This is a genomic window from Schaalia sp. 19OD2882 (assembly GCF_018986735.1).
Lineage (GTDB): Bacteria > Actinomycetota > Actinomycetes > Actinomycetales > Actinomycetaceae > Pauljensenia.
In genome coordinates this window covers 2,037,586-2,061,564 of record NZ_CP065521.1, presented here as the reverse complement: position 1 = coordinate 2,061,564, position 23,979 = coordinate 2,037,586, and the positions used below count along the sequence as shown (strand labels likewise).

At 69.6% G+C, this 23,979-nt stretch carries 22 protein-coding genes; 17 read left to right on the top strand and 5 right to left on the bottom strand.

Features of this window, described 5'->3' with window-relative positions:
* Positions 1 to 59: 59 nt before the first annotated feature.
* From glmS to tsaD, 13 genes are all read left to right on the top strand, one after another.
* Positions 60 to 1,976 (top strand): glutamine--fructose-6-phosphate transaminase (isomerizing), encoded by a 1,917-nt coding sequence (gene glmS / locus I6B53_RS08975; RefSeq protein WP_216763899.1) that lies wholly within the window; start codon positions 60 to 62, stop codon positions 1,974 to 1,976.
* 16 nt (positions 1,977 to 1,992) lie between these two features.
* Positions 1,993 to 3,600, top strand: coding sequence for a bifunctional ADP-dependent NAD(P)H-hydrate dehydratase/NAD(P)H-hydrate epimerase (locus tag I6B53_RS08970; RefSeq protein ID WP_216763898.1), 1,608 nt, complete (start codon positions 1,993 to 1,995; stop codon positions 3,598 to 3,600).
* 151 nt (positions 3,601 to 3,751) lie between these two features.
* A complete protein-coding gene (locus I6B53_RS08965; RefSeq protein WP_216763897.1) occupies positions 3,752 to 4,705 on the top strand; it encodes a sugar phosphate isomerase/epimerase in 954 nt (317 codons plus the stop codon).
* A 90-nt stretch (positions 4,706 to 4,795) separates the two neighbouring features.
* Positions 4,796 to 5,695, top strand: a complete 900-nt coding sequence (locus I6B53_RS08960) for a GRP family sugar transporter (RefSeq protein WP_216763896.1) — start codon at positions 4,796 to 4,798, stop codon at positions 5,693 to 5,695.
* Positions 5,696 to 5,810: 115 nt separating this feature from the next.
* Positions 5,811 to 7,013, top strand: a complete 1,203-nt coding sequence (gene alr, locus I6B53_RS08955; protein ID WP_216765443.1) for an alanine racemase — start codon at positions 5,811 to 5,813, stop codon at positions 7,011 to 7,013.
* Positions 7,010 to 7,570, top strand: a complete 561-nt coding sequence (gene tsaE, locus I6B53_RS08950; protein WP_253953847.1) for a tRNA (adenosine(37)-N6)-threonylcarbamoyltransferase complex ATPase subunit type 1 TsaE — start codon at positions 7,010 to 7,012, stop codon at positions 7,568 to 7,570. The genes alr and tsaE overlap by 4 nt, the downstream gene beginning before the upstream one ends.
* 10 nt (positions 7,571 to 7,580) lie before the next feature.
* A complete protein-coding gene (gene tsaB / locus I6B53_RS08945; protein ID WP_216763894.1) occupies positions 7,581 to 8,300 on the top strand; it encodes a tRNA (adenosine(37)-N6)-threonylcarbamoyltransferase complex dimerization subunit type 1 TsaB in 720 nt (239 codons plus the stop codon).
* The gene (gene rimI / locus I6B53_RS08940; protein WP_253953846.1) at positions 8,297 to 8,743 is read left to right on the top strand and encodes a ribosomal protein S18-alanine N-acetyltransferase; all 447 of its coding nucleotides are present in this window, start codon (positions 8,297 to 8,299) and stop codon (positions 8,741 to 8,743) included. Before tsaB ends, rimI begins: the two co-directional genes overlap by 4 nt.
* A 209-nt stretch (positions 8,744 to 8,952) precedes the next feature.
* The gene (locus I6B53_RS08935; RefSeq protein WP_216763893.1) at positions 8,953 to 9,654 is read left to right on the top strand and encodes a succinate dehydrogenase cytochrome b subunit; all 702 of its coding nucleotides are present in this window, start codon (positions 8,953 to 8,955) and stop codon (positions 9,652 to 9,654) included.
* A gap of 16 nt (positions 9,655 to 9,670) precedes the next feature.
* Positions 9,671 to 11,650, top strand: a complete 1,980-nt coding sequence (locus tag I6B53_RS08930; RefSeq protein WP_216763892.1) for a fumarate reductase/succinate dehydrogenase flavoprotein subunit — start codon at positions 9,671 to 9,673, stop codon at positions 11,648 to 11,650.
* Complete coding sequence (locus tag I6B53_RS08925; protein WP_216763891.1) at positions 11,647 to 12,390, top strand: succinate dehydrogenase/fumarate reductase iron-sulfur subunit; 744 nt, start codon at positions 11,647 to 11,649, stop codon at positions 12,388 to 12,390. The genes I6B53_RS08930 and I6B53_RS08925 overlap by 4 nt, the downstream gene beginning before the upstream one ends.
* 192 nt (positions 12,391 to 12,582) lie before the next feature.
* On the top strand, positions 12,583 to 13,125 hold the full coding sequence (locus I6B53_RS08920) for a zinc ribbon domain-containing protein (RefSeq protein WP_216763890.1): 543 nt from the start codon (positions 12,583 to 12,585) through the stop codon (positions 13,123 to 13,125).
* Positions 13,126 to 13,193: 68 nt separating this feature from the next.
* The gene (gene tsaD / locus I6B53_RS08915) at positions 13,194 to 14,258 is read left to right on the top strand and encodes a tRNA (adenosine(37)-N6)-threonylcarbamoyltransferase complex transferase subunit TsaD (RefSeq protein ID WP_216763889.1); all 1,065 of its coding nucleotides are present in this window, start codon (positions 13,194 to 13,196) and stop codon (positions 14,256 to 14,258) included.
* 36 nt (positions 14,259 to 14,294) lie between these two features.
* Here the strand turns inward: tsaD and I6B53_RS08910 are convergent, their stop codons facing one another.
* On the bottom strand, positions 14,295 to 15,518 hold the full coding sequence (locus I6B53_RS08910; RefSeq protein WP_253953845.1) for a glutamate--cysteine ligase: 1,224 nt from the start codon (positions 15,516 to 15,518) through the stop codon (positions 14,295 to 14,297).
* A gap of 106 nt (positions 15,519 to 15,624) precedes the next feature.
* The gene (locus I6B53_RS08905) at positions 15,625 to 16,875 is read right to left on the bottom strand and encodes a methyltransferase domain-containing protein (protein ID WP_216763887.1); all 1,251 of its coding nucleotides are present in this window, start codon (positions 16,873 to 16,875) and stop codon (positions 15,625 to 15,627) included.
* Positions 16,876 to 17,030: 155 nt separating this feature from the next.
* On the opposite strand from I6B53_RS08905, the gene groES reads away from it, so the two are divergent.
* Positions 17,031 to 17,345: a co-chaperone GroES gene (gene groES / locus I6B53_RS08900; RefSeq protein ID WP_301554143.1), complete on the top strand. Its 315-nt coding sequence runs from the start codon at positions 17,031 to 17,033 to the stop codon at positions 17,343 to 17,345.
* A gap of 119 nt (positions 17,346 to 17,464) precedes the next feature.
* Here groES and I6B53_RS08895 read toward each other — a convergent pair whose 3' ends face one another.
* The 3 genes from I6B53_RS08895 to I6B53_RS08885 form a co-directional block, all read right to left on the bottom strand.
* Positions 17,465 to 18,328 (bottom strand): cytochrome c biogenesis CcdA family protein, encoded by an 864-nt coding sequence (locus tag I6B53_RS08895; protein WP_216763885.1) that lies wholly within the window; start codon positions 18,326 to 18,328, stop codon positions 17,465 to 17,467.
* A gap of 16 nt (positions 18,329 to 18,344) precedes the next feature.
* Entirely contained in the window at positions 18,345 to 19,220 is an 876-nt protein-coding gene (locus tag I6B53_RS08890) for a thioredoxin domain-containing protein (RefSeq protein WP_216763884.1), read from the bottom strand.
* A 177-nt stretch (positions 19,221 to 19,397) separates the two neighbouring features.
* A complete protein-coding gene (locus tag I6B53_RS08885) occupies positions 19,398 to 19,688 on the bottom strand; it encodes a WhiB family transcriptional regulator (RefSeq protein WP_216763883.1) in 291 nt (96 codons plus the stop codon).
* A gap of 368 nt (positions 19,689 to 20,056) precedes the next feature.
* On the opposite strand from I6B53_RS08885, the gene I6B53_RS08880 reads away from it, so the two are divergent.
* The 3 genes from I6B53_RS08880 (at position 20,057) to guaB (ending at position 23,955) form a co-directional block, all read left to right on the top strand.
* Positions 20,057 to 20,971: a MerR family transcriptional regulator gene (locus tag I6B53_RS08880; protein ID WP_216763882.1), complete on the top strand. Its 915-nt coding sequence runs from the start codon at positions 20,057 to 20,059 to the stop codon at positions 20,969 to 20,971.
* Positions 20,972 to 21,080: 109 nt separating this feature from the next.
* A complete protein-coding gene (locus I6B53_RS08875; RefSeq protein ID WP_253953844.1) occupies positions 21,081 to 22,358 on the top strand; it encodes an AGE family epimerase/isomerase in 1,278 nt (425 codons plus the stop codon).
* Positions 22,359 to 22,431: 73 nt separating this feature from the next.
* Positions 22,432 to 23,955: an IMP dehydrogenase gene (gene guaB / locus I6B53_RS08870; protein ID WP_216763881.1), complete on the top strand. Its 1,524-nt coding sequence runs from the start codon at positions 22,432 to 22,434 to the stop codon at positions 23,953 to 23,955.
* The last annotated feature ends 24 nt before the right edge of the window (positions 23,956 to 23,979 follow it).

Genomic DNA, 23,979 nt, shown 5'->3' with positions numbered 1-23,979 from the left:
TCGTCCGGCGTCGGGACTGCTGTGGATGTGGGTGGGTGGCCTGTGGTCCAATGGCTGCCATGTGCGGAATCGTCGGCCACGTGGCCTCCACCCCCTCCCAGCGTTCACGCGAGGTCGTCCTCGCAGGTCTTGCCCGTCTCGAGTACCGCGGATACGACTCCGCCGGCGTCGCCCTCGTCGACGCGGACTCGCTGCACGTCCACAAGGCCGTCGGCAAACTCGCCAACCTCGTCGACCTGCTCGACACGGCCGAAGTGGCCCCTGCCCTCAGCGGCATCGGCCACACCCGCTGGGCCACCCACGGGCGCCCCACCACCGCCAACGCCCACCCCCACACCTCCATGGACGGACGCTTCGCCCTCGTCCACAACGGCATCATCGAAAACGCCGATGCCCTGCGCGAGAAGTTGCGCGGAGAAGGCGTCGTCCTCGCCTCCGAGACCGACACGGAGGTCCTGGTCCACATGCTCGCCCGCGCGGTCGACGACCCGCAGGTGCCCGCATGGGAAGGAGACGTCGCCGGGATCGCCCCGCAGCACCACGACACTGCCCGCGCCATGGTCGGCGCCATGCGTCACGTCGCCGGCCGGATCGACGGCACCTTCACCCTGCTCCTCGTGTGCGCCGACGCACCTGACGTCGTCGTCGCCGCGCGCCGCTCCTCCCCGCTGGTCGTGGGCCTGGGCCAGGGGGAGAACTTCCTCGGATCCGATGTCCTGGCCTTCGTCGAACACACCTCCACCGCGGTGGAGATCGGCCAGGACCAGTTCGTCGCCGTCACCGCCACCGCAGTGACCGTCGTCGACGCCGACGGAAGCGTCATCGCCTCGCCCAAGACCTACGAGGTCGACTTCGCCTCCGACCGGGCCACGAAGGACGGGTGGCCGACCTTCATGGAAAAGGAGATCCACGAGCAGCCCCGCGGCGTGGCCGACACCTTGGCGGACCGCCTCGACTCCCTCGGGCACCTCACCCTGGACGAAGTCCGCATCCCCGAACACGTCCTGCGCACCATCGACAAGATGGTCATCGTCGGCTGCGGCACCGCCTCCTACGCCGGTCAGGTGGCCAGATACGCCATCGAACACTGGTGCCGCATCCCCGTCGAGGTCGAATTGGCCCACGAGTTCCGTTACCGCGACCCGGTGGTCACCGAGAAGACCCTGGTCGTGGCCATCTCCCAGTCGGGTGAAACCATGGACACGATCATGGCGATCCGGCACGCCCGCGAGCAGGGGGCCAAGGTCGTGGCCGTGGTCAACACCCCGGGCTCGACCATCTCGCGCGAGTCCGACGCGGTCCTGCTCACCCACGCGGGCCCGGAGATCGCCGTGGCCTCCACCAAGGCCTTCACCTCGCAGGTCACCGCCTGCTTCATCCTGGGCCTCTACCTGGCGCAGGTGCGCGGCAACAAGTACGTCGACGAGATCCAGGACTACCTGGAAAAGCTCGGCAAGCTGCCCGACCAGATCCAGCACGTCCTGGACGGCGGCGAAACCGTCCGCCAGGCGGCCCGCGTGATGAAGGACGCCACCTCCGTCATCTACCTGGGGCGTCACGTCGGCTTCCCGGTGGCCATGGAAGGCGCTCTCAAACTCAAGGAGATCTGCTACATCCACGCCGAAGGCTTCGCCGCAGGAGAACTCAAGCACGGCCCGATCGCCCTGATCGACGAGGGGCAGCCCGTCATCATCATCGTGCCGACCCCGCGCCGGCCCGAATTGCACAACAAGGTCGTCTCGAACATCCAGGAGGTTCGCGCACGCGGGGCCCGCACCATCGTCGTGGCGGAGGAAGGGGACTCCTCGGCGGACGAGTTCGCCGAGATCGTCTTCAGGGTCCCGCCCACCCCGACCCTGTACGCGCCACTGCTGACCGTGGTGCCCCTGCAGATCTTCGCCTGCGAGTTGGCCACCGTGAAGGGCTTGGACGTGGACCAGCCGAGGAACCTCGCCAAGTCGGTCACCGTGGAGTGAATGGAGTGAATCGCCCGTGATTCCCGCGCACGTCCCGCTCGCCGTCCGCGAAGCGGAAAGGACTCCGGTCGCCTCCGCGGCGGCCGAGGGCGAGCCCGACCGGTACATGCTGCGTGCCGCGCGGGCCGTCGCCGACTCGGTCCGGGTGCGCCTTCGCCAGGGCGAGGAGGTCCTCGCCCTGGTCGGGGGAGGGGACAACGGGGGCGACGCCCTGTACGCCGCCGCCATGCTCGCCGACGAGGGTGTGGCCGTGCGCGCCGTCCTCGTCAGCGACCATCCGCACGCCCATGCGTTGGAGGCGGCCACCCGTGCCGGGGTCGAGGTGGAGACCCTGCCCCTGTGGTCCTCCCTGCAGGCCCCCGGCGAGGGCGACCTGCTGTGCCTGCCGGCGTCGATGCGCGACCGCGACCTGCTCGACGCCCCCGTGTGGATCGACGGGGTCCTGGGCACGGGGGCGTCCTCGCCCATCCGACGCCCCTTGGCCACAGTCATCGAATTCCTCGCCGAACAGGCCAAACGCCGCAGACCCTTCGTCGTCGCCGTGGACATGCCCTCGGGCCTGTGGCACCCCGACGGCGAGGTGGAAGGGCCGGTCCTGCCCGCCGACCACGTGGTCACCATGGTGGCGGCCAAGACGCCGCTGCTCCTCCCGCCCGCCTGCCACCTGGTCGGCAGCGTCGAGGTCGCCGACATCGGGATCCCCGCCCCCACGGCCGCGGTGTGCGGAATGCTCGAAGCCGCCGATGTGGCAGGTACCCACCTGGTGCCCGGAGTGCACGACCACAAGTACACCCGCGGCGTGGTCAGTGCCGCCGTCGGATCACGCAGCTACCCGGGTGCCGGAGTCCTGGCCGTGCGCGGCGCCCTTGGGGCGGGCCCGGGAATGGTCCGCCTGCTCGCCGACCCGCGCGTGGAGGCCCTGGTCGTCTCGCGCCATCCGGCCGTGGTCACCGTCCCCGGCCGCTTCCAGGCGGGCGTGGTCGGGCCGGGAATGGACGAGGAGTCGCGGGCGCGCGCCGAAGCCCTGGCCGGCCAGTGCCTGCGCAAGGCACTGCCTCTGGTCGTGGACGCCGAAGCCCTGGGGCTGGTCGATTCCCTGCACCGCGCCCACGGGAGCCTGGCCCAGGTGATCCTCACCCCGCATGCGGGTGAGGCAGCGGTCCTCCTGTCCGCCCTGCGCCGTGACGAGGGCGTCACCCGCACCTGGGTGGAAGCCCACCCCGTGGCCGCCGGGCGACTTCTTGCCGAGGCGAGTGGAGCCGTCGTCGTCCTCAAGGGGGCGCGCACCGTCGTGGTGGCTCCCGACGGGCGCATCTGCGTGGCCCCGACGGGCATCGGCTGGGCGGGTGTGGCCGGGGCCGGGGACGTGCTGGCCGGGGTGCTGGCCACTTTGGCCGCCGCCGCGCGTGTGCGGGCCGAGGCCGCCACCTCCCCCGGGGGGCGGGTCACGGTCGACATGTTGGAGGTGGCCGCCAGGGGAGTGTGGATCCACGCCGAGGCGGCCCGCGCAGCCTCACTGCGTCTCGGGGCGGTGGGAGGTCCGATCCTGCCCGATGACATCGCCGAGGCGGTGCCTGGCGTCATCGGCGCCGCCCTGGAGCAGGCCCGGCCCTGCCGGCGTTGAAGCCCCCCGGTCCGCAAAACCTTGAACAAGTGCGGGCGCGGCCGGTAACGTTCAAGGAGCGGTGCACACGGGAGTGCCGACTGTGCCGCACCCGGTGACGACAAGAGGCGATGGGGCCTTTGCGCCGGGGAAAGCGAATGGGGTGGACGCAATGGGTGAACAAGTGGTGGACCGCTGGCGCCGACAGGTGCGTGAGCAGTTCCTGAGCGCCAAACGGGACAGGCCCGATGCCTTCGAACGCAGGATCGACCTGTCGTGGTCCAACTGGGGCTTCGGCCTGGAGGACCTGGAGGTGTCCTGCGCCAGACTGGCCCGCGAAGGCCTGTCCTTCATCGAATTGCACGGGAACCACTACGGGGACGACCTCGGCTACGACGTCGCCCGGACCCGGCGCGTCCTCGACGCCCACGGCCTGTCCACCTCCGGGGTGTGCGGAATGTTCTCCGACGACAACGACCTGTCCTCCAACCGGCCCCTCGAACAACAGGCCGCCATCGACTACATTCGCCGCGAGGTCGCCTTCACCGAGGAAATGGGCGGGCAGTACCTGCTGGTCGTCCCGGGCTCCGTCGGACGCCCCGACGCCTACGACTCCAGCGAGTTCCCGCGATCGGTGCAGGCCCTGCGCACAGTGGCCGAGGTCTTCGTCGAGGCCGGTGTCAAAGCCGCCATCGAACCCATCCGCTCCGCCGAAGTCTCCCTGGTGCACACCGTCGAGGACGCGGTGGCCTACATCGAGGCCGTCGACCACCCGGGCGTCGCCCACATCAACGGGGACGTCTACCACATGCTCGTGGAGGAGGCGAACATCCCGCTGGCCATCCTTGACGCAGGGCAGCGCCTCGTCAACCTCCACATGGCCGACACCAACAGACTTGCCCTGGGCAAGGGGTCCATGGACCTGGACACCATCATCATGGCCCTGTACCTCATCGGCATGAACACTCCCGGACGTTTCGTCACCCCTGAACCCCTCGGCCCCGGAGCCGGCCCCTACGCCGCGCGCACTGCCGTGCCCGATGCGGCGGTGCTCGACGCCCTCGTCCACGACACCATCACCTACTTCCGCGAGCGCGAGGAAGCGGTCCTGGCCATGGAGGAATGAGCCGTGCGCGCCCGGGTGTGACAGGTTCCGCCCTCGAAGGGGCACTTCGCGGTCAAGTCGTGGGTGCGCGGCGCACTAGTGTCTGACCTCGTGGCAGACCTACTCCTCGCGCTCAGCCCGTCCCTCATCCTCGGAACGATGAGCCTCATGCTCATCGCCTTGGGTGGGGACGACCGTCAACGGGTCATGGGCATGTACATCGGCGGCTTCGTCATGGCGGTCGTGGCCACGCCCTTCCTCGGCGTCCACTGGGACGCCAGGACCCTGCTCATCTCCTACGTCTCCGGTCTGCTGCTCGGATGGGGCCTGTTCGAACAGACCGTGTGCCTGCGGGTCCTGGGCGTCTCACGCACCATGCCGATCTCCACCGGCGCCCAACTGGTGTCCATGAGCCTTGGAGGGGTCCTCCTCTTCGGCGAGTGGCGCCAAGTGGGTTCCTTCGGTTTCGGCGCCGCCGCCATCGTCGCCCTCGTCCTCGGAGTCTGGCTGACCTCTCGCACGGAGAAGTCGGCCGAGCCCGCAGGTGGAAGCGCCCTCGACTGGCGTCGTGGCATCAAATTGCTCATCACCTCGACCTTCGGCCTGGTGGTCTACCTGCTTCTGGTCCAGTGGTTCGGCATCGACGGACGCTCCGCCCTGCTGCCCCAGGCCGCCGGCTACCTGACGATCGGCCTGGTACTGTCCGCCCCGCGCTTGACCCCGTGGGTGGGGCCCACCGAGACCCGCTGGTCGGTCGGCACCGCCAAACAGGTCCTGACCGGCATGGTCTGGGGCTGCGCGGTGCTCATCCTGCAGATCTCCGCCGCCCGCGTGGGGGTCGCCGCAGGATTCACCCTCTCGCAGCTCGGAGTCGTCATCTCGACCTTCGGCGGCATCCTGCTGCTCGGCGAGAAGCGCACCCGCAAGGAAATGGTGTGGACCATGACGGGGGTCGCCCTCCTCGTGGCAGGAGCCGTCCTGGCGGGGGTGGCCAAGTCCCTGGACGGGTGAGGGCACCGGGCCTCGGTGGAATACTGGCAGGGTGAATGAGGACCCGACCGCCACCCGCCCACCTGCCGACCAGTCGTCCCTCGCCCGGCCGACCCGGCAGGACTCCTCGGCCGAGGTGCACCACCCGGGGCGGGTCGTCGTCGACCTCGATGCCATTGCCCACAACCTTCACCGCCTGCGCGAGGCGGCCCCCAATGCCCTGCAGATGGCCGTCGTCAAAGCCGACGCCTACGGTCACGGCCTGCTTCCCGTGGCCCTGACCGCCCTGGAGGCGGGCAGCCAGTGGCTGGGCGTGGCCCAACTGAGCGAGGCCCTCACCTTGCGTGCCGGCCTCGACCGGGCCGGGATCCCCCGCACCAGTGCCCCCGTCCTCACGTGGATCGCCCCCACGCAAGCCCCGTGGGCCCGGGCGATCGAATCCGACCTGGACCTGTCGGTGTCGTGGACCTGGGTCCTCGACGAGGTCGTGGCCGCCGCCCGCAAGGTCGGTCGCCCAGCCCGCATCCACCTCAAGGTCGACACCGGCATGTCCCGGGCCGGCTCCACCCCGGAGGACCTGCCTGCCCTGGTCGATGCGGTGGCACGGGCCGTCCAGGACGGCCAAGTCGAAGTGGTGGGCCTGTGGTCGCACCTGTCCCGCGCCGACGACCCGAGCCCCGACGGCCTGGCCTCCACCGGCGAGCACCTGGAGACCCTCCTGTCGGCAGAAGAGCTGCTGCTCACGCGAGGAGTGCGTCCGCAACTGCGTCACCTGGCCGCCACCTCGGGCATCCTGTGGCACCCGGACACGCACCTCGACCTGGTGCGCGCAGGCATCGGCCTGTACGGCCTGAGCCCCGACCCGCAGGTCGCCACCTCAGCGGACCTCGGGCTGCGCCCCGCAATGCGCATTGAAGCGCCCTTGACCTCGGTGAAGAGGGTTGCCGCCGACAGGCCCGTCTCCTACGGCGGCACCTGGCGCACCCCCGGACCCCGCTGGCTCGGCCTCGTACCCCTCGGCTATGCCGACGGGATCCTGCGCACCGCATCCGGGCGGGCCCACGTCACCGTCCTGACCGGCGACGGCCCCCTCGATGCCGCGCAGGTGGGCCGTGTGTGCATGGACCAATTCGTCATCGACCTCGGCCCGGCCACCCCGGCAACGGCGGCCCCCGCACGCGTCGGCGACACGGTCGTCCTCGTCGGGGACCCCGCCGCCGGCCAGGTCGGCGCGGATGACTGGGCCGAGGCGGCCGGCACCATCAACTACGAGATCGTCACCCGCGTGGGGGAGCGCCTCCACCGCATCCACCAGTCACGGAGGACACCATGCGCATGAGCTTTCGCACGAACAGCCCCGACCAGACGCGCGACCTCGGGCGCGCACTGGGCGCCCTGTTGCGCGCCGGCGACCTCGTCATGCTCTGCGGGGGCCTGGGAGCGGGAAAGACCACCTTCACCCAGGGCCTCGCTCAGGGCCTGGGCGTGCGAGCGGGGGTGACCTCCCCGACGTACATCGTCGCCCGCGTCCACCCCTCCACCTGCGGTGGCCCGGATCTCATCCACGCGGACGCCTACCGGATCACCGGGGTCGAGGACCTGGAGACCCTGGACCTGGACTCCACCGTGGACGAGGCCGTGACCGTCGTCGAATGGGGCCGGGGCAAGACCGAGGCCATGTCCGAATCCCGCCTGGAGGTCGACCTGACCCGAGGCACCGGCGGCGCAGCCGACAGGGACGAGGAGGGCTCCCTGGACTTGGCGCACATGGACGACGGCTCCCGCCTCATCACCCTGAATCCCCACGGCGCACGCTGGGACGGGGTCCTCGAGGCCCTGGCCGACCGGGAAGCGATCAGCGGGACGCAGGGCGATCCCGCGGAGCCCGACGAGTAGGATCCATGCCGTGATCCACCTGTGCCTCGACACCTCCTCGACCACCTCCATCGCCCTCGTCAAGGACGGCCAGGTCCTGGCCCGCGCGCACGGGGACTCCCCGCGCCACCACGTCGAAGCCATCACACCCCTCCTGCGGCGGGTCCTCACCGAGGCCGGCCTTCCCACGGACCTCGCCAGGCACCAGGAGGACCTGGCGCCCGAGAAGCGCTTGGAGGCGGTCCTGGTGGGAACCGGACCGGCCCCCTTCACGGGCCTGCGCGCCGGGCTGGTCAGCGCCCGCGTCCTGGCGGCCGCCGTGGGCGTGCCCGTGTGGGGCGTGCCCTCCTTGGCGGTCCTGGCCAGGGCGGCACTGGACCGCCTGCCCCCCGAACGCAGCGTCTTCGCCGTCTCCGACGCGCGCAGACGTGAACTCCACTGGGGCCACTTCACCGCCGAAGGCCCCGATGACGTCGCGCTGGTCGGGCGCCTCGAGGTCGGCTCACCCGCCCAACTCGCGAACCAGATGCGTGCGAGCTCCGCCCTGGTCGTCGTCGAGGAGGCCCTGCCGGCCCACGCCCGCGACGCCATCGACACGGCCCTGTTGGGCCCGTTGGAGGCACTGGACCCGGCCGTCATGGTGCGCATCGTCGGTGCGCGTCTGGCCCGTGGGGACCGTGCGAGCCTGGGCACCGAGCCCCTCTACCTGCGCCGACCCGACATCCAGGGGCGCGCCCCGGAGCGGATGTGAGCGCCCCCGTCCTGCTCCCCCTGGGGCCCGAGGACGCCCAGGAGGTCCATGCGCTGGAATCGGTCGTCTTCGCCGAAGACCCGTGGACCTTTCCCATGGTCGCCGAGGAGCTGTCGTCCCCCCGGCGTCACTGGGTCGGGGTGCGCGAGGAGGGAGTCCTCGTCGCCTGGGCGGGGATCGCCCTGGGAGTGGATGCGGATGTCATGAGTGTCGGCGTCGCGCCTGCCCACCGGGGACGCGGTATCGGGCGGGCCCTGGTCGAAGACCTCCTGCGGGCCGCCCGAGAGGCCGGGGCCGAGCGCGTCTTCCTGGAGGTCCGACGCTCCAACGAGGGTGCCCAGCACCTCTACCGGGCGGTCGGATTCAAGGAGATCGGACGGGTGGCCCGCTACTTCCGAAACCCCGTCGAGGACGCCGTGACCATGTGCGCCCGGCTCGCGTGAGCAAATGTGAAGCGGAGTCCTTCGTAAAATGCAGGTCAGCCCACCTTGCGCCGATGGGTACCCGGGTGCGCCCGCACCGGGGAGGACGCTCGCCGAAGCAGAGTGGATCCGCGGAATTGCGCGGAAAATGATTGCGCCGGATTCGTCGACGTGACCGGGCGCCCATCGGTCCCACGATCGTGGCCCGCGACACCCCTAGTCTTGCGCTCATGGCCACAACGAATGTCGCGACGAAGAAGCGTCACGCGTGGACCACCACTGTGTTCGTCAAGCAACTCATGGCGGTCTCGGGACTTGTCTTCGTCTTCTTCCTGCTCTTCCACTCCTACGGCAACCTCAAGATGTTCCTCGGTCAGGAGGCGTACGACCACTACGCCGAGTGGCTCAAGGGGGATGCCCTCTACCCGATCTTCCCCCACGGTGGATTCATCTGGGTCTTCCGTGCGGCGATGCTGCTCATGCTCGTCATCCACGTGGCAGCCGCAGCCGACACGTGGGCGCGTTCGCGCAGGGCTCGTCGCTCCCGCTACGTGGTGAAGAAGAACGTCGCCGACGCCTACGCCGCCAGGACCATGCGGGCCACTGCCGTCCTGCTGCTCGGCTTCATCGTCTTCCACATCCTGCACTTCACCACCGCCACCGTCCGCACCGGCTTCACCGCGGACAACACCCCCTACGAGCGCATGGTCGCCTCCTTCCAGAACCCCGTCATGGTCCTGGTCTACGTCGTCTTCGTCGCCGCTGCGTGCCTGCACGTCTCCCACGGCTTCTGGTCCGCCTTCCAGTCCCTGGGTTGGGTGCGTGCCGGCACCCGCCGCTTCATGGAGATCGTGTCGGGCCTCATCGGCGCTCTCATCTTCGTGATGTTCGCCCTGCCGCCGCTGGCGATCGCCGTCGGGTACATCCACTGAGGAAGGCTGAACGCACATGACTGACAACCTGAACAAGGATCTGTACACCGAGGGCGAGCCCGCCCTCGACACCAAGGCCCCCATGGACGTGCCCCTGTCGGAGTGCTGGGAGGCCCGCAAGTTCCGCGCCGCCCTGGTCAACCCCGCCAACCGCCGCAAGCTCCGCGTCATCATCGTGGGCACCGGCCTTGCCGGTGGCGCCGCCGCCGCCTCGCTGGGCGAGATGGGCTACAACGTCGACGCCTTCTTCTACCAGGACTCCGCCCGCCGCGCGCACTCCATCGCCGCGCAGGGTGGCATCAACGCGGCCAAGAACTACCGCAACGACAACGACTCGGTCCACCGACTCTTCTACGACACGGTCAAGGGCGGCGACTACCGCGCCCGCGAAACCAACGTCTACCGTCTGGCCGAGGTCAGCGCCGCCATCATCGACCAGTGCGTCGCCCAGGGCGTCCCCTTCGCCCGCGAGTACGGCGGCCTGCTCGACAACCGCTCCTTCGGTGGCGTGCAGGTCTCGCGCACCTTCTACGCTCGCGGCCAGACCGGCCAGCAGCTGCTCATCGGCGCCTACCAGGCGCTGGAGCGGCAGGTCGCGGCCGGCACCGTCACCGAGCACCCGCGTCACGAGATGGTCGAGATCATCGTCTCCGAGGGTCGCGCCCGCGGCATCATCGCCCGCGACATGACCACCGGTGAACTGCAGACCTTCGTGGCAGACGCGGTCGTCCTGGCCACCGGCGGCTACGGCAACGTCTTCTTCCTGTCCACCAACGCCATGGGCTGCAATGCCACCGCCATCTGGCGCGCCCACCGCAAGGGCGCGTGGTTCGGCAACCCCTGCTTCACGCAGATCCACCCGACCTGCATCCCCCAGCACGGCGACCAGCAGTCCAAGCTCACGCTCATGTCCGAGTCGCTGCGCAACGACGGTCGCATCTGGGTGCCCAAGAGGGCCGAGGACTGCGAGAAGGACCCGCGCGACATCCCCGAGGAGGACCGCGACTACTACCTGGAGCGCATCTACCCGTCCTTCGGCAATCTCGTGCCGCGTGACATCGCCTCGCGTCAGGCGAAGAACATGTGCGACGAGGGCCGCGGTGTGGGGCCGAAGATCGACGGAGTCGCCCGCGGCGTCTACCTCGACTTCGCCGACGCGATCCAGCGCATGGGGCGGGCCGCCGTCTCCGCCAAGTACGGCAACCTCTTCGACATGTACGAGCGCATCACGGGCGACAACCCCTACGAGACCCCGATGCGCATCTACCCGGCCGTGCACTACACGATGGGTGGCCTGTGGGTCGACTACGACCTGGAGTCCAACCTTCCGGGCCTGTACGTGGCCGGCGAGGCGAACTTCTCCGACCACGGGGCCAACCGTCTGGGTGCGTCGGCCCTCATGCAGGGCCTGTCGGACGGCTACTTCGTCCTGCCCAACACGATCAACGACTACTTGGCAAAGTGCTTCAACCTGCCCAAGCTGGACGAGTCCTCTCCGGACGTCGTGGCTGCCCTGGAAGAAGCACAGGCCCGCATCGACCGCCTCATGGCGGTCGGTGGCAACCGTTCCGTCGACAGCTTCCACAAGGAGCTCGGCTCCATCATGTGGGAGTACTGCGGCATGGAGCGCACGGCCGAGGGCCTGAAGAAGGCGATCGGACTCATCCGTGAGCTGCGCGCCGAGTTCTGGGCCAATGTGCGGGTCCCCGGCAAGTCGATCGGCGAGCTCAACCAGTCCCTGGAGAAGGCCGGCCGTGTGGCCGACTTCATGGAACTGGGCGAACTCATGTGCATCGACGCCCTGGTGCGCGAGGAGTCCTGCGGTGGGCACTTCCGTGCCGAGTCGCAGACCGAGGAGGGCGAGGCCCTGCGCCACGACGACAGGTTCCTCTTCGTGTCGGCCTGGGAGTGGACCGGTGAAGGTCAGCCCCCGATCCTGCACAAGGAAGAACTGGTCTACAACAACATCGAGCTGAAGCAGCGGAGCTACAAGTGAACCTGACACTGAAGATCTGGCGTCAGAGCGGTCCCCAGGACCCCGGCGCCATGCACGAATACCAGATCCGCGGCATTTCCGAGGAGTCCTCCTTCCTCGAGATGCTCGACGTGTTGAACGAGGAGCTCTTTGCCCGCGGTGAGGAGCCCATCGCCTTCGACTCGGACTGCCGTGAAGGCATCTGTGGCCAGTGCGGCATCGTCATCAACGGTGTCGCCCACGGCCCGGAGGTCACCACCACCTGCCAGCTGCACATGCGCACCTTCAACGACGGGGACGTCATCACCATCGAGCCGTGGCGCGCACAGGCCTTCCCGATCATCAAGGACCTGGTGGTCAACCGTTCCGCCCTGGACCGGATCATCCAGGCCGGCGGCTACATCTCGGTGAACACGGGTGCAGCGCCGGACGCCCACGCAACCCCGGTGCCCAAGGGTGACGCGGACCGCGCCTTCGAGGCGGCGGCCTGCATCGGCTGCGGCGCCTGTGTGGCGGCGTGCCCGAACGCCTCGGCAATGCTCTTCACCTCGGCAAAGGTCACGCACCTGCAGTTGCTGCCACAGGGCAAGCCGGAAAACCTCAGGCGCGTCGTCGCCATGCTCAACCAGCTGGACGAGGAAGGCTTCGGTTCCTGCACGAACATCGGTGAGTGCGCGGCCGTGTGCCCCAAGGAGATCCCCCTGGACGTGATCTCCACCCTGAACCGTCAACTCGGCAAGGCCGCCTTCATGGGCGTGTGAGCCGCTTCGACGCTCGCGCGGCGCCCCGGTCGACTTCGCTCGGCCGGGGCGCCGGCGTCCATGGCCGCACTCCTGTCTTTCGGAGCGGGACGAGGGCGGCAGGGCCCGCCCCGACCCCATGGCCCCTGCCCGCGCGCGCCCTCGTGCCGGGACGGACGTATGGTGGTCAAGGATTCACACCAAGGAGGCCACATGAGCAGCCAGACGCCGCACCCCTCTTCCCCCTACGAGAGGAACGACCCCCGTCGCTATGACGTGGAGCCCTGGCGCAAGGTCGCCTACTACGGTGGGGCCGTCATCCAGGCGGTCGGCGTCCTCATGTTCCTGTCCGTCTTCGTGTCCTTCTTCGGCTTCTTCCACGCCCTCCAGTCGGCGGCGACCAGCCACGGGTTCTTCCCCGAGGACGGGATCAGGACTCCCTTCACCATGTTCCCCCTGGCGTTCATCGGGATCCTGCTCATCTCGCTGGGCCAGTGGGTGCGAGGGGTCGGCAAGAAGGGACTGGCGGGGTCGGGCATCATCCTGTCTCCCCAGGGCGAGGCTCGTGACGCCGAACCGTGGAAGCGTTCCGAAGGCGCTCAGGAGCAGGACAAACTCGAGGAGATGCCGATCATCCGAGACATGGCCGCACACATGGGGGCCGCCCAACCGCAGATCCGGGTGCGCTGCCCCAGGTGCTCCTACCTGGAGACCGAGGACGCGCGCTTTTGCTCCTCCTGCGGTTCCCCCATGTGAGTCGCCCCTGCGGGAGGCGCCCGGCGGCGGCCGGGGCCGCGCCCGAGGCGGGCCCTACACTTGAGCCCGTGACTGACGCTCTCGTACTCGGCATCGAATCGACCTGCGACGAAACCGGCGTCGCCCTCGTACGCGGATGCGCCCTGCTGGCCGACCGCACCGCGACCTCGATGGACGAACACTCCCGCTACGGCGGCATCATCCCCGAGATCGCCTCGCGCGCCCACCTGGAGTCCTTCCTGCCCACCCTGTCCTGCGCCCTGGACGAGGCCGGCGTCACCTTGGAGCAGGTCGACGCCATCGCCGTGGCCGCGGGCCCGGGGCTGGTCGGATCCCTCACCGTGGGCATCTGCGCGGCCAAGACCCTTGCCTCGACCCTTGGCAGGCCCCTGTACGGCGTCAACCACGTCATCGGCCACCTGGCCGTCGACACCCTTGCCCACGGGCCGCTGCCCGAGCACTTCATCGGCCTGGTCGTCTCGGGCGGGCACTCGAATCTGCTGGAGATCCGCGACATCGCCACCGACGTGCGCGAATTGGGAGGAACCCTGGATGACGCGGCGGGTGAGGCCTTCGACAAGGTAGGGCGCCTGCTGGGCCTGCCCTACCCGGGCGGCCCGCACGTGGACCGGCTTGCCCGCGAGGGTTCGCGTGAGGCCGTGCGTTTCCCCAGGGGTCTGGCCGCGGGCAAGGACAAGGAACGCCACCGTCACGACTTCAGCTTCTCCGGGCTGAAGACGGCGGTGGCCCGCTACGTCGAAGGCGCTGAGGAACGCGGCGAGCAGATCGACGCCCGCGACGTGTGCGCAGGTTTTTCCGAGGCCGTCAACGATTCACTGACCGCCAAGGCCGTCCAGGCCGCCATCGACTCGGGTGCGGGCGTGATCGTCGTGGGCGGGGGATTCAGCGCGAATTCGCGGCTGCGGGAGCTGCTCGCCGAGCGCGCCGAAGCCGCCGGCGTCCGGGTGCGCATCCCTCCGCTGCGCTTTTGCACCGACAACGGGGCGCAGATCGCCGCCATGGGCGCGGCCCTTGTCCGTGCGGGGGTTGCGCCCTCGGACTGGGACTTCTCCCCGGACTCCGCAATGCCGCTGACCCAAACCTCCATGGTGGGTGGGGCGCCCGCGCGCTGACGGACGAATCTCACGGATCGGAGAGGGTGGGTGCCTTCACAGGCGGGAGGCCCCTCGGGAGTTCGCGTGGGGATCCTCGCGGGTGGCCGTGCCCCCACGGGGCGCGCGCAGGAACTCCGCCGGCTCCAAGGGGCGGTCCGCCCTCATCTCCGAGCGCAAGAACTCGACGACGTCATCCAGGGGATGACCTTGCGAGGCCGCGGCCACCGCACGCTGGCGCTCATAGGCGGCCCCCACGCGCAGGATCTCCTCCACACCCGCCAGCTCCTGGCTGCAGCCCAGGTCCTCGGCAATGGGGCAGAGGATCTCCAACAGGCGCGCCAGGCCCTCACGCGCATTCTCCTGGCGGCCGTCCCGGTCGACGATGAGTCGGGCGTCCAGCCCGTAGCGTGCACTGCGCCACTTGTTCTCGGCGACGAACCAGTCCGGCAACCACGGCAACTCCTCACCGCGGTCCAGGCGGCGTGAACACAGTTCGACCATGCAGTGGGTGAGCGCCGCGAAGGCCGCGACCTCCAGGGCGTTCGACGCGCCGTCGAAGACCCGGTTCTCCACGGTGCCGAGCTTCGGCGAGGGCCGCACGTCCCAGCGGATCTCGTCGAATCCGGCCACCACCCCGGTGCGCACCATGTCCTGCACATAGGACTCCAGGTCCTCCCAGCGGGTGAAACGCCTGGGGATTCCAGCGGTGGGCAGCTGCTGGAAGACCATCGCCCGGTTCGACGCGTACCCCGTGTCCTCACCCGCCCACACGGGCGAGGAGGCCGAGATCGCCTGCAAGTGACCGATCCAGCACGCAAGGGTCGCCTGGATGGGCAGGACCTTGTCGCGTTCCTCGACTCCCACGTGCACGTGGACCCCGTACAGGAGCATCTGCCGACCCCAGTACTGGGTGCGTTCGACCAGTTGTGCATAGCGTCGGGTGTTCGTCACCCGCTGGTGGCCCGGCGTGGCGAAGGGGTGGGTGCCGGCTCCCACCAGGTCGATGCGCAATTCGTCGGTCAACGGCCGCAGGAACGCCACCGTGCGGCGGATGTCCGCCATGCACTCGGCGACGCTCCGGTGTGCGCCGGAGACCACTTCAACGGTGTTGAGCAGCATCTCGCGGTGCACATGCGGATGACGCCGCCCGTCCACGACTGCCTTGTCGATGACCGCGTCAGCGGCCTGCCGCAGGTCGTTGGAGTCCTTGTCGACCAGCTGGAGTTCCCATTCGATGCCGATCGTCGAGCGTGGTGACGGCGTGAAGGTGAGGGTCACGTGCACGCCTCCCTTCCTGGACACAGGCTGGCGTGGATTCGACCAGCCGTTCCAATGATGACGCGGCTGGCGCAGCGCCGCCACCCTTGGAGGCCGCAGGCCCCGCTCAGTCCACGTCCTGGACGCGCCGTGCGACGACCGCCCGGTGGGACCCCTGGATGCGTGTCGCCAGGACCACGGCGCCCACGGGCGAGTCGGCATCCAGGTACTTCCGAAGGCCGGCGCGAAGGGCGGCCGGGTCGATGTCCGCGCCGCGCTTCTTGACCTCCAGGTGGCCCACGTCCAGGGTTCTCAGGGTTGCGCCGATCACCTTGGTGCGCAGCGGCACGACGTCGATCACCTCGAAGACGTCGGCGAAGGGGCCGAGAGCCAAGTCCTCACCCGTGAGGTAGGCGATCCTCGGGTCGACCAGATGCGCGCCGAGGTCCTCGCACAGCAGGGCGAGCAGCCCCGCCCGGATGACGGCGTCGTCGGGTTCGGCAAGGAACGCGCCGACCTGCCCGGACGGCGCCGGGCGCACGGGAGCCTGCGGGGAGGTGCAGGTGGGATCGACGATGACATGCGCCACCGTGTCGCGGATGACCTGGGCGGAGCGGCCGGGGCCCTCGGGCGCCAGCGGCGGCGTCCACAGGGCGGCCTCGACGAGGTCGCCGTCGACGCTGGTCCACTGGGCGTGCAGGTCGGCGCGGATCGCGTGGTGGCCGATGCCGGGCGCCACCTTGACGCCGAGGGCGGGGACGGCCTCGGCCCAGGACAGGACGGTGGACAGGGGAGGGGCCCACTGCTGCGGGTCGTTGATGCGGGCGCCGCCGCGGGCCGAGCCGGTTCGCCGGGCCGGGTCGGCGAAGAGGGCGTCGACCCCGCGCCCGGCGAGGTCCTGGATGTCGAGGTCGAGGACGTCGCCGCGCATGACCTCGGCGTCGGGCAGGTCGCGAAGGTTGGCGGCGGCCGCAGCGGCGGCGTCCTCGTCTATGTCGACGGCGAGGACCCGCATGCCGAGCCCGCCTGCGGCCAGGGACTCGGTGCCGAGCCCGCAGCCCAGGTCCGCCAGGAAGGTCGTGCCGGCCCTGCGCAGACGTTGGGCGTGACGCACGGCGACGGCCAGGCGGCTGGCCTGCTCCAGGGTGTCACGGGTGAAGAACATGCGGCGCGCCAGGGGGCCGAACTTCGCCTCGGCGGCATCTCGCAGGGCCAACTGGGCGCTGACGGCGGAGGCCACCTGTGGGGCAAGGCCCGTGCTGCGCAGCGCATCCGCCAGGGCAAGGGGGTTGGTGCTGCGACGCTCGGGGCGTTTCTCCCAGGCCTGGAGGAGTTCCCATCCGGGGGAGGAGAACAGGGGCGCGAGGGCGGAGGTCATGCCCTGATTCTGACACGCCCGCTCCACGCTGGCACTCGGCTTGCCCGAGTGCCAGCGTGGTTCTAAGCTTGGCGATGGAGCGCGGCCGAGGCCGCCACCGCGTCCTGCGCCTGACCCCCGCGACGGCAGGCAGGGACGAGAGGACCCGAACCTTCATGCAAAGGAGTTCGACAGTGTCGATCACCATCAAGCCCCTCGAGGACCGCATCGTCATCCGCCAGGTCGAGGCGGAGCGCACCACTGCCTCCGGTCTGTACCTGCCCGACAACGCCAAGGAGAAGCCGCAGGAGGGCGAGGTCATCGCCGTGGGCCCCGGCCGCGTCGACGACAACGGCAACCGCGTCCCCATGGACGTGGCCGTGGGTGACCACGTCATCTACAGCCGTTACGGCGGCACCGAGGTCAAGTACGACGGCGACGAGCTCATCATCCTCTCGGCCCGCGACGTGCTGGCCGTCGTCGAGCGCTGACGCACTGACGGAGCAGGGCCCGTCCACCCGAGCGGTGGACGGGCCCTGTCGCATGTGGGCCGGTGCATCTCAGCCGCCCGAATTCGGCTCCGGCCCCCACCGTCGAAGCGCTCGCCCGGTCACTCTCCGTCCTTCCGTCGCGGCCACACGAGGGCGAGGGCGCCCGCCAGCAGACCTGCCGCCCCCAGCAGCACCCACCAGGGAATCGCGGCGGTGGCGGTGAGGATGTCCGACTCCCATGCCGCCAACACGCTCTGGTCGACCAGGGCGCCCAGAGGATTGTGGGCGCCGAAGACGACCAGTGCAATGCCCAGAAGGATGAAGAGGGTGCCCGAGACGACATTCGTCCACGTCGTCCACCTGCCGAGGAGTTCCAAGGGGCGAGGGCGCATCCACGGCCGCTCCGACAGGCGCAGCCAGTGCCACACCAGGGCGAGCAGCCCCAAGGGAAGGGCCATGCCGGTGGCGTAGAGGACCATGAGGCCGGCTCCCGCCAAGGGGGAGCCTCCGATTCCCGCCAGTGCCAGGACGGCCCCGAGGATCGGACCCGCACAGCCGACTCCCGCGAATCCGTAGGTCAGTCCCAACAGGTACACGGACAGTGAGCTGGCGGCGCCCTCGTCCTTCGGGCCCGTCCCGGTGGGGGCGGCCACCGCGGTGCCCACCGCGCGGGTTCGGAGGCGGGGGCGGGGCACTTCGACGGCGAAGACCTGCGCCACACCCAGGGCGATGACGACCAGGGCCGCCACCCATGTGATCACCCCGCTCCACTGGCGCAACAGCAGGCCGAGCGAAGCGATGGCGGTTCCCAGGGGCACCAGGGTGGTGAGCAGACCCGCCCAGAAGACCACGGTGCGTGTGAGCAAGGTCCTGCGCGAGGTGAAGGCATAGGCGAAGAAGGTCGGCAGGACCATCACCGAGCACGGGGCGAAAAGGGTGAGGACCCCGCCGAGCAGGGCCCCCAGGGGTGAGATGGTCGTCATCGTGTGGGGTTGCCCGTCACTTGGCGCCCAGGGTCTTGGCCTGTTCGAGGACGGTGCGACGCACGTACTCGGGGTCACGGTATCCGCTGATGACCGCATCACCGACGAACATGAAGGGGGTGCCGGTGATGCCCAATGCGTAGGCGTCGCTCTTGGCTTTGGAGACCGCCGACACGCTTTCCTGGGAGGTCGTGGTCGCCGCGAACTTCTCCAGGTCGGGCACGCCGGCGGTGCGGGCGAACTCGGTCAAGGACTCGATCGTGTACTCCGGGTGCGCGCCGGGCTGGGCGGCGGCGTAGACAGCGTCGTGGAACTCCCAGAACTTGCCCTGTTCGGCGGCCGCCACTCCCGCCTGGGCGGCCAGGGCGGAGGTCTCGGTGATCTGAGCCAGGTCGCGCCACTCCACGCGCAGGACGCCCTGGTCGACGAGGTCCTTGAGTGCGGGGTCGACGTCCTGGGCGATCCTCGTGCACCACGGGCAGGCGAAGTCCGACCACAGGACCAGGACCACGGGTGCATCGGCCTTGCCCTTGGCCCGTCCGTCGGCCGGGTCGCGGCGCTGCTGGGAGTGGATGAGTTCCAGGGCCTTCGGGTCGGCGAAGGAGGGGGCGTACTCGTCGCCGCCTGCGGCCTTGGTGCCTCGGGAGGCGCCTGAGGAGGAGGGGGCCTCCGCGGAGGATGTGCCCGCACTCTGGGAGGACGAGGGCGCAGTGTCGGCGGTGACGGGCCGGTCCTTCGTGGCCAGCCATGCGATGGCCAGCGCCTGCACGGCGATGACGACGAGGAGCAGGGCGACCAATGGCCTCGGAACCCCCGGACGGGCAGGACTGCGTGGCGGTGGGGCAGTGGGGGTCACAGGGGCGTGGGAGAGGTTGAAGGAGTCCTGGCTCATGTTCGGTGGGTTGGCCTTGTCTGTTTCTGGGGGTGGGTGGGAAGCCCTTCACCCACCGCCACGAGGTGGCACCGAGATTCTTCCACGACTACGGGGCGTCGCGCGTGTCCGCGCGACGCCCCGCGCGTCGTCAAGTTCCCGGTTCGGGCGGATGCGGGCCTTGAAGGCCCCGGTGGGTCAGGAGATGCGGCGCGCACCCGAACGTGTGAGCTCTCGACGCTCCTCTTCGGTCATGCCGCCCCAGATGCCGTAGGGCTCCTGTGAGGACAGTGCATATTCGCGGCACTGGTCCAGGACCGGGCAGGTCGCGCACACGGCCTTGGCCGCTGCGGCGCGCCTGCGGCGCGTGGAGCCTCGTTCGCCCTCGGGATGGAAGAACATCTCGGTGTCGAGTTCCCGGCAGGCTCCGTCGTACTGCCACTCCCATGCTTCAGCCATGGGGCCGGGCAGTCGCGAGACATCGGTCATCGCCTTCCTCACCATCCTCGGTCGGTGGTCCGGGGACCATCCCCGTGTCGACCGGCGTCAGTCTATGAAATTGTGCGTGGCTTGTTCAAGCCGCGCCCCGCATTCCCCGCGAACTCTCAGGTAGGACAGGATTCCTGGGAGTTTCCTGAATCTGTTTGGGTGCCCAAGGTGAACAAGATGTGAACAACCCTGTGGAGCCTGTGTGCAGCGCTTGAAACCTGTATCAGAACTTGGAATCGCAAGCATTCGGGTGGCGAGGAAGCATCGGATGAACAAGGATCTGAACAGGCAGGTGCCCGGACCTGTTCATGGGACGGGTGCCCGGTCCCGGACTCCCCGGAAGTCGGACAGCGGAGGTGAGGTCAGACGTGTCCAGAGCGCATTTCGTGACCATCGGAAAGACGGACGCGCCCCTGAGCGTCGCGGCGCTGGCACTGCGTCTGGGGGTCCCTCCCTCGACCCTGCGCACCTGGGAGCGCCGCTACGGGTTGGGGGTCAGTGACCGGCAGGCCGGAGCCCACAGGCGCTACCTTCCCGAGGATGTCGAACGCCTGGCGCGCATGGTCGAATTGGTCCACTCCGGAGTCCCCACGGGCGACGCGGCCGCCCTCGTCCTGGCGGAAAGCGCCCGCAACAAAGGCGGGGCCGACGGTCGACGCAGACCCACCCGCGCCTCCGACCTCGTGCGGGCCGCCACCGAAGACGCCCCCGAAACCCTGGTGCGCATCATCCGACGTGAGATCGCCGAGATCGGACTGGTGCGCACATGGACCCGCCTCATCGAACCGGCCATCGAGGCCATCCGCTCCTCCGACGTGGGGGAGGACCCCGGGCACGCCCCTTCCGCCTCCCTGACCGTGGCCTGCCTGCAAGTCCTGCGCGAGGTCGCCGACGAAGGGCCCCACCCGGACCCCGACGCCCCCACCGAAGTCCTCGTCCTGACCGACCAGGACCACTGCCTGGGCGCGCACGTCCTGGGCGTCGCCCTCGAATGGCAGGGCCTGTGCACCCGGATCGTCGCCACGGGCTCGGGGGCCGGACGTGACGGGTGCGACCGGGTCAAAGGACACCTCGCACGCCACGCGGTGCGCATCTGCCTGCTCATGGGCAGCGGAGCCACCTGCGAGGAACTCGTCGACGCGCTGGCCCACGAGCACGACCTCGACGTCATCCTCGTCGGCGCGAACACCCCCGCCTACCTGGACCCGAAGGTCCAGCGGGTGCGCACCCTGGGGGCCGCCCTGGAGGAGACCCTGTCGGTGGCGGGAGTCGACCTGTCCTGAGGTCGATCGGCCCTCATCCCATTCACCTGGGCGCCCCATTTCGGGATACCGTGGATCCATTCCGACGACGCAGCGGCCCGACGGCCCGACGCACTCCAGGAGGACTCCAGTGGACACACCGTGGCGGGAGCCCGCGCTCGTGACCTCCTTCGCGGCGGAGTTCGACGAACTCACCCGATTCGCCCGCAACTCCCTGCGGCCAAGCGGCTTCGGACACCTCGACGCGGACGGGGTCGTCGACCGCTCCAAACCCGTTGAATTGTGGATCACCTGCCGCATGACCCACGTCTTCTCCCTGGCCGCCATGCGCGGCGACAAGGACGTCGTACAGTACGCCACCCACGGAGTCCACGCCCTGACCAGCGTCCTGCGCGACCTCGACCACGGGGGCTGGTTCTCCGCCGTCCAACACGGTCTTGACGGCGAGGGGCATGGAGTGTGCGTGGGGGAAGGCCGCAAAGAGGCCTACGCCCACGCCTTCGTCGTCCTGGCCGCCTCCACGGCCACCCTGGCCGGGATCGAGGGTGGGCGACGCCTTCTCGACGACGCCCTGGCCGACCAGGAGGAACGCTGGTGGGAGCCGCAGTGGGGAAGGGTGCGCGAGTCCTGGGACCGGGCCTACACCGCAACCGAGAACTACCGGGGGCTCAACGCCAACATGCACACCTGCGAGGCCTACTTGGCGGCCTTCGACGCCACAGGGGAGCGCCTGTGGCTGGACCGGGCGCGCGCCATCCTCCACTTCGTGGCGGACCTCGGCCAGGAATGGGAGTGGCGACTGCCCGAACACTTCACCCCTGACTGGCAGGTCATGGCCGACCACCACATCGACCAGCCCTCCCACCCCTTCCGCCCCTACGGGGCCACCCCCGGCCACGGCTTCGAATGGGCCAGCCTGGTCCTGCGCGCCCGCACCGCCCTCATCGAGATCGGCGACCCCGAACCCGACTGGGCGATCCCCACCGCGGCCGCCCTCGTCGAGAGGGCCGCAACCGACGGATGGGACCGACGAAACGGCGGATTCGTCTACACCACCGACTTCGACGGACACACCGTCGTGGCCACCCGCATGCACTGGGTCCTGTGCGAAGCGGTCAACGCCGCCCTGACCCTGGGCCGCACCTTGGAAGAGCAGGGGGACCGATACGAGGACTGGGTGTCGGCCACCGCCAACCGCTACGCCAGGTGGCTCGCGTGGGCGGACCGACACCTGCGCGAGGCCCCCGGACGTTGGCACCACGAACTCGACCCCCAGGGGCGGGTCGGGACCACCACGTGGAGCGGCAAACCCGACGCCTACCACGTGGCCCAGATGCTGCTGCTGCCCGGGCTGCCCGAGGCGGCAAGCGTCGCCGGGGCACAGGCGCGCGCCCGGCGCCGGCGGTGAGACGCGCCACCCCGCTGCGCCATTCCTCAGGCCCGCGTCGGGGCGCCCTGGGGCGCACGCCTAGAATCGACCCATGGGTGAACTTCTCGCGACCGACCCCTTCGGTCTGACCGGTCTGACCTACGACGACGTCCTCCTGCTGCCCGAACTCACCGATGTGGTGCCCTCCAGCGTGGACACCATGGCGCGCCTGACCAAGAAGATCTCCTTGAAGATCCCGTTGCTCTCCGCAGCCATGGACACGGTCACCGAGGCGCGCATGGCAATCGCCGTCGCCCGCCAAGGCGGCATCGGCATCCTGCACCGCAACCTGTCCATCGAGGACCAGGCCCAGCAGGTCCGCCAGGTCAAGAGAAGCGAGTCCGGCATGGTCGAGGACCCCGTGACCGTGGGCCCCGACGCCACCATCGAGGAACTCGACCGGCTCTGCGGCCACTACCGGGTCTCCGGCCTGCCCGTCGTCGACGAGGACGGCGCCCTGGTCGGCATCATCACCAACCGCGACCTGCGTTTCGTCCCGACGCACGAGTGGGGCACACGCGCCGTGCGCGACTGCATGACCCCGCGCGAGCGCCTGGTCACCGGACACGTGGGTATCTCCCGCGAGGACGCCAAGGCCCTCCTGGCCCGGCACCGCGTCGAGAAGCTGCCCATCGTCGACCAGGAGGGGCACCTCACCGGGCTCATCACCGTCAAGGACTTCGTCAAGACCGAACAGTACCCCAATGCCACGAAGGACGAACGCGGACGCCTGGTCGTCGGCGCGGCCGTCGGCTACTGGGGTGACACGTGGGAACGTGCCACGGCCCTGGCCGAGGCGGGTGTGGACGTGCTGGTGGTCGACACCGCCAATGGAGGGGCCGGGCTCGCCCTGGAGATGATCCGCCGCATCAAGTCCGACCCCGCATTCGCCGGGGTGGAGGTCATCGGCGGGAACGTGGCCACCACCGAGGGGGCCCAGGCCCTCATCGACGCCGGGGTCGACGCCGTCAAGGTCGGCGTGGGACCCGGCTCCATCTGCACCACCCGCGTCGTCGCCGGTGTCGGCGTCCCGCAGATCACCGCCATCCACCTGGCCGCCAAGGCGTGCATCCCGGCCGGGGTGCCCCTCATCGCCGACGGCGGCCTGCAGTACTCCGGCGACATCGGCAAGGCGCTCGTGGCCGGCGCCGACACCGTCATGCTCGGCTCCCTGCTGGCCGGCTGTGAGGAGTCCCCGGGAGAACTGGTCTTCACCAACGGCAAACAGTTCAAGCGCTACCGCGGCATGGGCTCCTTGGGGGCGATGAGCTCACGCGGACGCGCCTCCTACTCGAAGGACCGCTACTTCCAGGCCGACGTGTCCAGCGACGACAAGATCGTCCCCGAGGGCATCGAAGGGCAGGTGCCCTACACGGGCGCCTTGGCGGCCGTCGTCTACCAGCTGATCGGTGGGCTGCACCAGACGATGTTCTACCTGGGGGCTGCGGACATCCCGACCTTGAAGAAGAAGGGGCGTTTCGTGCGGATCACCTCCGCGGGTCTGCGCGAGTCCCATCCGCACGACATCCAGATGACCACCGAAGCGCCGAACTACCACAGCTCCGGCTCCAAGTGAGGGCCCGATGGTCGCTCCTGGTGA